The organism is Halobacterium bonnevillei, assembly GCF_009831555.1.
Classification (GTDB): Archaea; Halobacteriota; Halobacteria; order Halobacteriales; family Halobacteriaceae; genus Halobacterium; species Halobacterium bonnevillei.
In genome coordinates this window covers 23,712-34,193 of the sequence record NZ_WUUU01000013.1, presented here as the reverse complement: position 1 = coordinate 34,193, position 10,482 = coordinate 23,712, and the positions used below count along the sequence as shown (strand labels likewise).

The 10,482-nt window shown below is 70.2% G+C and carries 11 protein-coding genes and 2 pseudogenes; 2 read left to right on the top strand and 11 right to left on the bottom strand.

The annotated features are described in order from the left end of the window. Positions 1 to 681 (top strand): HoxN/HupN/NixA family nickel/cobalt transporter (locus GRX66_RS03620; protein ID WP_233745274.1); only part of this gene is annotated, 681 nt, incomplete at its 5' end. A gap of 33 nt (positions 682 to 714) precedes the next feature. On the opposite strand, the gene GRX66_RS03615 is transcribed toward GRX66_RS03620, so the two are convergent. The 11 genes and pseudogenes from GRX66_RS03615 to cbiT form a co-directional block, all read right to left on the bottom strand. Next, on the bottom strand, positions 715 to 1,941 hold the full coding sequence (locus GRX66_RS03615; RefSeq protein WP_159525305.1) for an outer membrane protein assembly factor BamB family protein: 1,227 nt from the start codon (positions 1,939 to 1,941) through the stop codon (positions 715 to 717). Then, complete coding sequence (locus GRX66_RS03610) at positions 1,919 to 2,290, bottom strand: DUF3209 family protein (RefSeq protein WP_159525304.1); 372 nt, start codon at positions 2,288 to 2,290, stop codon at positions 1,919 to 1,921. Before GRX66_RS03610 ends, GRX66_RS03615 begins: the two co-directional genes overlap by 23 nt. Further along, positions 2,287 to 3,509 (bottom strand): annotated as a pseudogene (locus tag GRX66_RS03605) (CbiX/SirB N-terminal domain-containing protein). The gene GRX66_RS03610 and the pseudogene GRX66_RS03605 overlap by 4 nt, the downstream one beginning before the upstream one ends. Beyond that, on the bottom strand, positions 3,506 to 4,210 hold the full coding sequence (locus GRX66_RS03600; RefSeq protein WP_325063943.1) for a cobalamin biosynthesis protein: 705 nt from the start codon (positions 4,208 to 4,210) through the stop codon (positions 3,506 to 3,508). Before GRX66_RS03600 ends, GRX66_RS03605 begins: the two are co-directional and overlap by 4 nt. Next, entirely contained in the window at positions 4,207 to 4,482 is a 276-nt protein-coding gene (locus GRX66_RS03595; RefSeq protein ID WP_159525303.1) for a ferredoxin, read from the bottom strand. Before GRX66_RS03595 ends, GRX66_RS03600 begins: the two co-directional genes overlap by 4 nt. Next, a complete protein-coding gene (cobJ, locus tag GRX66_RS03590; protein ID WP_159525302.1) occupies positions 4,482 to 5,423 on the bottom strand; it encodes a precorrin-3B C(17)-methyltransferase in 942 nt (313 codons plus the stop codon). The genes GRX66_RS03595 and cobJ overlap by 1 nt, the downstream gene beginning before the upstream one ends. Further along, positions 5,423 to 6,288: pseudogene (locus GRX66_RS03585) on the bottom strand (precorrin-3B C(17)-methyltransferase). The gene cobJ and the pseudogene GRX66_RS03585 overlap by 1 nt, the downstream one beginning before the upstream one ends. Further along, positions 6,285 to 7,256, bottom strand: a complete 972-nt coding sequence (gene cbiG, locus GRX66_RS03580) for a cobalt-precorrin 5A hydrolase (protein ID WP_159525301.1) — start codon at positions 7,254 to 7,256, stop codon at positions 6,285 to 6,287. Before cbiG ends, GRX66_RS03585 begins: the two are co-directional and overlap by 4 nt. Before the next feature lie 2 nt (positions 7,257 to 7,258). Further along, the gene (locus GRX66_RS03575; protein ID WP_159525300.1) at positions 7,259 to 8,170 is read right to left on the bottom strand and encodes a cobalt-precorrin-4/precorrin-4 C(11)-methyltransferase; all 912 of its coding nucleotides are present in this window, start codon (positions 8,168 to 8,170) and stop codon (positions 7,259 to 7,261) included. Beyond that, positions 8,163 to 8,903 (bottom strand): cobalt-factor II C(20)-methyltransferase, encoded by a 741-nt coding sequence (locus tag GRX66_RS03570; protein WP_325063942.1) that lies wholly within the window; start codon positions 8,901 to 8,903, stop codon positions 8,163 to 8,165. Before GRX66_RS03570 ends, GRX66_RS03575 begins: the two co-directional genes overlap by 8 nt. Beyond that, entirely contained in the window at positions 8,900 to 9,493 is a 594-nt protein-coding gene (gene cbiT, locus GRX66_RS03565; RefSeq protein WP_159525299.1) for a precorrin-6Y C5,15-methyltransferase (decarboxylating) subunit CbiT, read from the bottom strand. Before cbiT ends, GRX66_RS03570 begins: the two co-directional genes overlap by 4 nt. 149 nt (positions 9,494 to 9,642) lie before the next feature. On the opposite strand from cbiT, the gene GRX66_RS03560 reads away from it, so the two are divergent. Then, the gene (locus GRX66_RS03560) at positions 9,643 to 10,455 is read left to right on the top strand and encodes a DUF7839 domain-containing protein (RefSeq protein WP_159525298.1); all 813 of its coding nucleotides are present in this window, start codon (positions 9,643 to 9,645) and stop codon (positions 10,453 to 10,455) included. The last annotated feature ends 27 nt before the right edge of the window (positions 10,456 to 10,482 follow it).

Here is a 10,482-nt window from a genome sequence, read left to right as displayed (position 1 = left end):
CTCGGTGCGGCCGCGGTGCTCGGCGTGACACACGCGCTGGAGCCCGACCACGCCGCCGGCATCTCCGCGCTCACCAGCGACACCGACAACTGGACGCACGCCGCGTTCGTCGGCGGGAGTTTCGCCGTCGGACACGTCGTCGTCGTGGTCGCGTGGGTCGGTCTGCTCACGCTGCTCGGGACCGCTGCCAGCACGATACCGTCAGTCGTCGACCAGTTCGGTGCGACGGTCGCCGGCGGCCTCCTTGTCGCTGTCGCAGCTCTGCTCGCCGTCACGGGCGCACGACGCCTCCGGGGGCGTCCGGCACACCCCGAACCCGGGGACGCGTCGAACGTGGTCGGAAAACTCCTCTCGCGAGCGCACGCTCACCTGCACAGCCACGACCACGAGACGCGGACGGACTACCTCCGGACGGGCGTCGTCGGGTCGCTGTTCGCGCTGTCGCCGCCAGTGAGCATGCTCGCGCTGGTCTCCGCGATTCTCCCGACGGCCGGCCTCCACGCAACGAGTGCGAGCGTCGGCGTCTACGCCGTCTCGCTCACCGCGACGATGGTGGTCGTGGGTACGGGCCTCGGCGGCGTCTTCACGGCCGCTCGACGTCGCGGCCGCCACGCCCACGCAGCAGTCGAACTCTGCGCGAGCGTCGTCGTCCTGGCGTTTGCCGCCCAGTTGCTGGCCTGACGGCGCTCCGGGACGTTCGGGAGAAAAAACTCCTCAGTCGGTCAGTCTGAGCCGGTACGCGCCGCGCTGTTCGCCGCCGTCGTGGTACGTCACTGGTTCCTCGACGACAGCGAGACGGCCCGCACGAACTGCCGCCGCTGTGGCGACACCAGGCGTGCTCTGCGAGTGGACTCGGCCGTTCGCGATCTCGTACACTCTCAGACCGTGCCGGTCCGGGTCGCGCTCTCGGAAGTGCTGGGCGACCGGCACGGCGACCCGGCTGCCCTCGGCTGCTATCTCGTGCGCGAATCCGCCGACGCGGTCGACGAATGCGCGCTCGCCGTCGGGTGCCACGCCCACGGCAGTGTGTTCGTTCGGGTGGCGCGCGTCCGTCTCGCGGCCGTCCTCTGGGTACGTGTTCCCGGTGACGAAGACGACGCCACTCGCTTCGGCGTGTACGTGGTTCGGGTAGGCGTAGACGGTTTCACTGCCGCGCTCGACCGGCCGTCCGAGGGCGACGGCCCACCGCACGCCGTCGTCGTCGAGACAGTACCCGCGGTAGTCTGCGTGACTGGCCACGTACAGACCGTCGGCAGCGAGTGCGACGTTGCCGACGCGCCGCTCGCCGTCGCCGGGCGGGTCCCACCGTCGGCGCACGTCGCCAGTTTGGGCGTCCAGCACGATCAGTCCCGGGTCGTGGCTGCCGGGACACCGATTGAACGCCACGGCGACGCGCTCGCCGTCTGCATCCAGGCTGCTGGGCGACGCGTCCGTTTCGATGCGCCACTCGACGGTCCCCTCGCGGTCGAAGGCGTAGACGACGCTCCGGAAGTTCCGCGCCCCGTCGTCCGCGCGCTCGTACCGGCGCGCTGCGACGAATGCGCGCTCGCGGTCCCCGCTCGGTTTCAAGTCTGCGACGAACGGCAGGTGGAATCGCGTCCCTCTCTGGGGGGCGCCGAGATCGTCGGCCGTCCGGTAGCGCCAGCGCACATCGCCAGTCTCCCGGTCGTGGAATCTGAGCTCCCCACTCGCACCGCGCTCGCCGGCGAGAACGCCGTCTATGAACGGTGCGAGCGCGACGACGCTGCCGCGGTCGTCGTGTTCGTCGCGCCACAGTTCTCGGCGGTCGCTGTCGAACGCGACGACAGTGCCATCCGCGAGGCCTGCGACGACGCCGCCGTCGGTGAGACAGACGCTCGACCGGCGGCCCAGCTGCCGGGAGCCGTTCGGGGAGATTGCACCGAGGTCGACCGACCGGTCAGTCGTCGGCTGGGAAGACATCGTGCAGTGAGTGGTGTGTCTCGCCGAGGTCGTCGAGGAACGAGTCGCCGTGGTCGACGACGCGCGCCAGCGACCGCTCGGCGTCACGCACCGCGACGAGGCGCCCGCGGCGGTAGTCGTACGCGGGGTCGTCCTCGGGGGTGGCCGCGACCTGTTCTTCCAGGTCGACGAGCGCGGCGTCGAGGTGGCGCTGGAGGTCCGACAGCGAGTCCGCGTTCGCCAGCCCCTCGATTGGACCGTCCAGGTGGCCGTCGAGTTCTTTCTCGGCGTGGTCGCGGGCGCTCCGGTCCGTGGTGCCGAGAACGTTCATCAGGCCGAGTCGCAGCGCTTCGAGTTCGTGGCAGGTCATAGCAGTTGTGAGTCGAGGTCCGAGACGATTCGGTCGCGCTCGAGGTGCGAGGCGACGATGCGCTGGGCGTCCTCCGGTCGGACGCCCTGATACCAGACGCCCTCCGGGTAGACGGCGACGTTCGGGCCGTCGCCGCACTGCCCGAGACACGACAACCGCGTCACGCGAACGCTGCCGTCGTCGGTGTCCCGGGCTTCCTGCCGGAGGCGCTCGAGGACGGCGGGCGCGCCGTCGGCCGCGCACGTCTGGCTCGTGCAGACGGCGACGTGCTTGTCGGGGGCGTCGTGGACGTGTGGCTCGTCGGCGACGTCGCCGCGGTCGGCGTGTGCCTCCTGGTGGTTGAGCGCGCGCAGCATCGCCTTCGCGCCGCCCACGTCGGCCTCGTAGCCGTCGAGTTCGACCTTGTACTTGCAGGTGTCACACGACATCTCGACGCTGCCCGTCCTGGCCTCCTGCCAGCGGTCGGCGAGCACGTCCAGCAGTCGCGGGTCCGTACCGAGGGGGTCGCCGCAGGCCGCGTCGACGTACGGGTACTCGGCGTCGAACCCGTCGGCGCCGTCGCGGATGCGGTCGGTGAGCACGCCGTCCCCGAGCATGTAGGGAACGACGACGACGGCGTCCGGCCGGTGTCTGGCGATGTCGTGGAGCGTGTCGTCGAGCGTCGGGTCAGTCACGCCGACGAACGTGGCTTCGACGCGGGAGAACTCGCGGCCCTCGTAAAGCAAGCGGGCGAGTTTGTGGACGTCGGCGTTGGCGTCCGGGTCGCTGGACCCGCGCGCACACAGCACGACCGCCACGTCGTCGGCCTCGCGGTCGACCCCGAGTTCGGTTTCGACGCTGGCGGCGCGGTCGTCCAGCAGGTCGACGATGGCGGGGTGGACGCCGAGGTGGGCGCCGTTGCTGAACTCGATGCCCGGGGTGGTCGCCGCGGGCGCGCTGGAGCGCCGCGGGCACGTCGTTTTTGACGTGGCTGGCGGCGAACAGCGACAGGTGGACGACCGAGATGGTGGCGACGGCGGGCGCGAGCGCGTCGATGGCGTCGAATCGACGGCTCCGCGAGCTCCAGGAACCCGGCGTCGACGGGCACACCGAGTCGCCCCTCGAGGTCTGCCGCGAGGGTGCGCACCTGTTCGTTCGACTTCTCGCGGCGCGACCCGTGCCCGACGAGCAGCACCGCTTCGTCGTCGAGGCTGTCGGCCGCGTCGTCGGTTCGACTCACGGTCCGCTCCCCTCCACTGTCGCGTCGACGCCGTCGGCCTGGTCGAGGCTCCGTTCGAGTTTCCGCCGTCGCGTCGGCGCGAACAACCCGGAATCCTCGCTTCCCCCGTAGAGCCACGCGCCGAGCGCCGGAACCGCGTCGTCCTCCACGCTGACGTAGTACCCGGAGGACGCGTCGGCGACGTCGCCGTAGGGCGCAGCGACCGGGAGGTCGTCGAGCAGCGACTGGAATTTCGCCAGGAGCGCACGGTCCTCGTGGACGACTGAGAGGCCGACAGTTCCGGTCTCGGCCTTGAAGCAGACGGTGCCACACGACTCCACGAGGCCGCGCAGGAACTGGCGTTCGTGCCCATCGAAGGCGTCGAGCCTGTAGCCGCCCGCGTCGCCGTCGAGTGGGAGCCCGAACGCGGCCGCCCCGCGGGATGCCAGGTCGCCGAACACCTGGACCGTGTACTCGTCCTCGCGGCGTGTAATCGAAGTGTCGTGGGCGTACTCGCGCTCCCGGATGTGGTGGTCGGTCTGCGTGCCGCCCGCGATGGCGGCGAGGCGGTCGGCCGCCGTCTCGTCGCACGTCTCAATGGTCACACACGCCTCGGTGAGGTCGCCGCTGCCGGCGACGTGCCCCCAGAAGTACGCCGTCTCGGGGTGAGCCGCGAGCGGTGAGTCGGGCACGTCGACGGCCGCGGTCTGCTCGGAACTCACCGCGACCCCTCGACGTCCTCGACGGTGATGGCGTCGAACGGACAGGCGTCCGCGGCAGCCTCGGCGTCCTGGACGCGCTCGTCGTCGAACGCTCCAATCACGGTTTCTGCAGTGCGCTCGATTGCCCCGTCGTCGCTGCCGTCGGGCGGCGCGGGGTCCGCATCCGGGTCGAGCGTGGCGATGCCGTCGCTGTCCTCCACGAACCGCGGGTCGCGCGTCAGGCACGCGAACACGCCGTCGCAGGCGTCGCGGTCGATAGTCACCCGGTACATCAGTAGTCGTACTTCGTCTCGTAGCCGCGCGGAGTGACCATCCGGCCGTCCCACACGTACGTCTCGTCGTTGCCGACGACGATGGTCGTCGTCATGTCCACGAGGTCGGTTTCGCCGTACGACTCCAGTTCGCCCAGCGTCGTGATCTCGACCTGCTCGTCCTCGCGGCCGGCGCCGTGAACGATGCCGACGGGCGTGTCCGCGTCGCGGTGCGCGAGCAGGATCTCGCACGCCTTCTGGAAGTTCTCGCGGCGCTTCCGGCTCCACGGGTTGTAGATGGCGATGGTGAATCCCTCGCCGGCGACCGCGTGCAACCGGGACTCGATCTCCGGCATCGGCGTCAGGTGGTCCGACAGCGAGACGCTCAGGGAGTCGTTGACGAGCGGCGCGCCGAGTCGCGCCCCACAGGACTGCGCGGCGGGGACGCCCGGCACGACCTCGAAGTCGAGCGCCGACGCAGTCGCCCCCTTCGATTCGGCGATTTCGAGCGCGAGCCCCGCCAGCGCGTAGACGTTCGGGTCGCCGCTACCGACGATGGCGACGTCGTTCCCGGCGAGCGCGCGGTCGATCGCCTCCTCGGTCCGGGAGACCTCGCCGCACATCGGCGTGTCGTATATCTCCTCGGCGTCCTCCGTGATGTCGTCCGGTAACAGGTCGATGTACGTCGTGTAGCCGACGACGTGCTCGGCCTCGTACAGCGCCGCCTTCGCGCGGTCGGTCATCCCCTCGGGCTGCCCGGGGCCGAGACCCACGGCGGTCAGGGTCCCGGGGTCGGCGTCGAAGTCGTCGACGGTCGACCCGACCGTCTCGTCGGTGCTGCTCGACGACGAGGACGCGCCGCACTTCGATTCGCTGCTGGACGGTCCGGTAGTGGTCGCTGCTGTGCCGCACTCGCCGGTCGATTCGTCTGTCTCGGTCGTGGTGGTGTCGTCAGTGCTCATCAGAAGTCCTCGACGTCACGCCCGCCGCGCGGGGTGACGAGGTGTTCGCGGTGGTCGTTCTCCCATACTTCCGTCTCGTGGTTGCCGACGAGAATCGAGGTGCCCATGCCGCCGACCTTCTCGCTGTGGTCTGCGACCTCGCCGAGCGTCGTGATGGTGTGCGTCTCGCCGTCCGTGTTCCGGCCGGCGTCGCCCCGCCCTGCGTCGTTGATGATTGCGACGGGCACGTCGTCGGCGCGCTCCTCGCGGAGCACGGCGACGGCGCGCTCGTAGTCCCGCCAGCAGTTGTAGAGGACGACGACGAACCCGCTGATTGCGGCCGCGCGGAGTTTCTCCTCGATCTCCGTCCAGCCCCGCCACTTGTCCGACAGCGAGACGGTGCAGAAGTCGTTCGACAGGGGCGCGCCGAGGTTCGCCGCGCCGCCGAGCGCCGCCGTGACGCCGGGCACGATTTCGATGGGGACGTCGTCGGCGTCGTCCTCGTCGGCCATCAGGTAGACGAGGTCGGACTTCCCGTAGACGTTCGGGTCGCCGCCGGAGACGTGCGCGACGTCCTCGCCGTCCCGCACGCGCTCGAACGCCTCCCGCGCGAGTTCGACCTGCCGCCCCATGTCGACCGCACGACCTCCTGGTCGGGGCGCTCCCCGGATTCGGCGGGCGGCAGCGTGCCGTCCCGCCGCAGGAACTCCTGGTAGAGGTTCGACGCGACCACGCAGTCCGCCGTCCGGACGACGTCCTTCGCGCGCTGTGTCATCCCGCCCGGGAGGCCCGGGCCGATGCCCACGACGTACAGCGTCCCGCGGTCGCTGGTGTCGGCAGTTGTGGCCGTGGCGCGGTCACTACCGGCGTTCGCGTCGCTGCTCATCGTCCCACCGCTACGGTCACGGCCTCGTCGTAGCGCTCTTTCTCGACGAGCAGTTCGTTGTCGCGGCCGCCAGCGATAGCCGACGCCTCGGCGATGCCCGGCCAGCCGATGAGTTCCTTCGACCGCGACGGCGTCGGCCCCTCGTGGTCTTCGAGCGTCTCCTTCTCGAAGGAGACGACGCCGACGCCGAGCGCCTCGGCGGCCGCGAGCAGTCCCTCCTCCCCTTCCTTGCGGGCACCAGTGGCGACGAACTCCACGTCGTCCAGGTCGTAGTCCGTGGCGTCGAGACTGGCGTCCCAGGCGTCGAGGAACTGGCCTTTGTCGGCGCCGGAGACGCTGCCCGTGCCGAGGACGACGCCGTCCTCGCTGTTGCGCTGCAGGACGGTGACGTCGTCCCCGACGAGGACCGCCCGCGGGCCATCGAGGCGTGCGACGGGCCCGAGGTTTTCGTCGAGGACTGCGAGATTCGTGGCGACCGTGGAGTCGCCGTTCACGACGTGCGCGTCGAGGGCTTTCGCGCGCTCCTCGACGCCCTGCTTGCCCGCGGCCTCGGAGGCGGTGGTCATCGCGGGAACCGCGCCCATCGACGCGAGGTCGTCGGCGACCTGGTTCGCGCCGTGGTGGCCGCCGGTGAGCGGAATCGCCCACGTGAGTGCCTCGTCGACGACGACGACCGCGGGGTCGTCCCACTTGTCGTCGAGCAGACCCGCGGTCTTCCGCATCGCGATGCCCGACGCCATCAGGCCGACGAAGCAGTCGTAGTCGCCCCAGTGCTCGGCGAACACGTCGCCGTGGTATTCGAGAATCTCGATGGACTCGTAGCGGTCGCCGATGCCGTCGACGACGTCCTCGGCGGTGTCCAGCTTCCGTTCGAACGCGACGACGGCGATGTCGTCGGCGACCTCGCCGTCGGAGTCGGGCGTCGTACAGTGAGCTTCCGACTCGCTCGCATCGTTGTCAGTGCTCATGGTCAATCGTCTGCCTCCCCTTCGCTGCCGTTGCGGTTCGCCCAGTCGCCGTAGAGGTACGACCGCTCGTAGCCGGCGCCGGCGCCCGCCTCGCCGATGACGACGAGCGCAGAGGCGCGGTAGCCGGCGTCTTCGACCAGGTCGCCGATGGTCTCGACCGTTCCGTCGATGACGTCCTCGTCCGGCCACGACGCGTGATAGACGACAGTGACGGGCGTATCGGGGTCGTGGCCGTCCTCGAGGAGTCTGTCCATCACGTCCGGGATGGCGTGGGTCCCGAGGTAGATGCAGGTCGTCACGTCCCCCATTTCGACGAACTCCGAGATGTGGTCGTCTTCCGGGTCGAGAGTGCGGCCCTGCGGGCGCGTGAACGCGACGTGGTTCGCGGTGCCGTTGAGCGTGAGCTGGGTCCGGAGCGTCGCGCTCGCCGCGAACGCGGAGGTCACGCCCGGAACGACGTACGCCGGGACCCCCGCCTGTTCGAGTGCGTCCATCTGCTCGAGCGCCGCGCCGTAGATTGCCGGGTCGCCGCTGTGGAGGCGCACGACGGTTCGCCCCGCCTCGTGGGCGTCCCGCATCAGCGGAATCAGCGCTTCGAGGTCCTTCCCGACCGAGGAGACTGTCTCGGCGTCCGCGCAGTACGCCTCGAGGAGTTCGCTGTTCACCAGCGACCCCGCGTGCACGACCAGGTCGGCGTCCTCCACGAGTTCCTTTCCCGTGACCGTCAACAGGCCCGGGTCCCCGGGTCCGGCGCCGATGAACGGGACGCCGTCCTGGACGTCGCCCGCCGTGTGGTCGTACACCCGGGGGTCGCGGCCGGTCCGGCGGTCCGCCGAGGCCGCGTCGATGGCGTCCTGCGGGGTCGGCGAGTCGGTAGGGGTCGCTGCAGCGTCGCTCGCAGCGTCGTCAGTCATCGCCGGGCACCCCGTCACCGCTGGCGGCGCTTTCAGCGCGCTCCGTTCGCGCGTCGTCGAACGCAGTCGGTCGGTCCTTCTCGAGGTCCCCGCGTTCAGCGTACGCCAGCGTGTAGTAGTCGCGCTCTGCGACGGCCTGGGGGTCGGACGTGACGAGGGTCTCGCCTTGCTCCATGAACAGGCGACGGCCGTAGGTCACGTCGTAGCCGGCTTCGAGGAGCCCCTCGTGGGTCGCGGGCGCGTCCGTGACTTTGAACAGAATCATCCGGTCCGGGCCGGTGGGCGAGTTCCCCTGCGCGGCTTCGCGGAGCGAGAGCCCCGCGCCGGCGTCGATTTCCACGCCGAGCGCGGTCGTGAACGCGGTGACCGCGCTGACGCCCGGTACCACTTCGACGTCGACGTCGGGGTGGAAGGCGTCGAGGGTGCGTCGAAGGTGGCCGAACGTCGAGTAGACGTTCGGGTCGCCGAGCGTCGCGAACGCGACGTCCCCGTCGCAGGCGCGGGGCGCGACCGCCGCCGCGGCGTCCCGCCAGGCATCACGGAGCTCCTGGGGGTCGCGCGTCATCGGGAAGTCGAGGTCGCCGATCCGGGACTCGGGGACGTGGTCCGTGACGACCGACCGCGAGAGGCGCCCCGGCGAGTAGACGACGTCCGCGCCCTCGAGAACCCGCTTCCCGCGGAGCGTCAGGAGGTCGGATTCGCCGGGGCCGAGACCGACGCCGTAGAGGGTCACTGGTCGCCCTCCGCCGCGTTCGGTTCCTCGGCGGCGTCCGTGGGCTCGCCGCTCGCGCTCCCGACGAGCATGTAGACCGGGTTCTCGGCGTCGAAGGCGGTCGCGCCGGCGAGTTCGTAGCCCCGGCTCACCTGGAACTGGACGACGGCCTCGAGGATGCCGCGGTCGCGGAACGCCCGTGTGGCGGCGCCCGCGACTTCGAGGCGGGAGACGTTCATCACGATGCGGTCGACGCCGGTGTCGACGGCGTGGTCGAGGACGCTCTCGTAGTTCCGGCTCCCGCCGAGGAACAGCGCGTCGGCGTCCGCTGGGAGGCCGTCCGGCGCTTCGGCGTGCCGCAACTCGACGTTCTCGCCGAGGTCGTTGGCGGCGAGGTTCTTCCGCGTCGTCTCCAGTCGGCCGGGTTTCCGTTCGAGCGCGGTGACGCGGCCAGCGTCTCTGGCCGCCTCCGCAGTGACTGCGCCGGTGCAGGAGCCGACTTCGACGAAGTGGTCGTCGGGCCCGAGCGCGAGTTTCTCCCGGAGGACGGCCCTGACCTCTGGTTTGGTCGGGCCGGCCCTGGCGTCGTGGGGGAGCCGTGTCTGAGACATCACTGGGCACAACGACGGTAGCACCTAAAACAATTATGATTGAATTAGGAAAAGTGTAGTTTTGTTACGGCGGCCGAGTCGGCGCTGAGCACAACCCACGACGAGTTGTCTACAAAGATACTTGAATTAGGAACGTCCACACGTGGGTAATGGCCGACTCGTCCACCTCGGGAGAACTGGGGGTGCTCCGGAGCAAGCGCAACGCCACGCGGTACCAGATACTCGTCGAGATCGCCGAGCGCCAGCCGGCGGTCAGCCAGCAGGAGATCGCGGACGCCATCGGCGTCACCGCGCAGGCCGTCAGCGACTACCTCGGCGACCTCGTCGAGGAGGGGCACGTCCGCAAGCACGGCCGCGGCCGCTACGAAGTCACCAAGGAGGGCGTCGACTGGCTCATCTCCCAGACCGACGACCTCCGGTCGTTCCTGGAGTACGTCTCCGAGAACGTCATCGAGGAAGTGGACGTCGACACCGCCATCGCCACCGCCGCAATCGAGGAGGGCGACCGCGTCTCGCTCACGATGCGCGATGGCGTGATGCACGCGACCCCCGGCGACGTCGGGAGCGCGACGGCCGTCGCGGTCACGGACGCCGAACCCGGCCAGGACGTCGGCGCGGCCGAGTTCGAGGGGATGCTGGACTACGAACCCGGCGAGGTCACGGTGCTGTCGACGCCGCCCGTCACGGATGGCGGGAGTCGCGCGCTCCCGACGGACGCCGTCGCGGACCGCATCGCCGACCACGACCTGGTCGCGGCCGCGGGCGCGGAAGCGCTGGTCGCAGTCCGGAATGCGGGGACGGACCCCGACATCCGCTTCGGCACCGTCGCCGCCGTCCCGGAGGCCGCGAGCAAGGGACTCTCGGTGTTACTGGTCGCGACGACCGACCGCCTCTCCGAGCACACCGACCCGCTGCGCGAGCAGAACGTCGGCTACGAGGTCGTCGAGTCGAGCGACTACTGAACGCGCTGACCCAGTATCGACCACTTC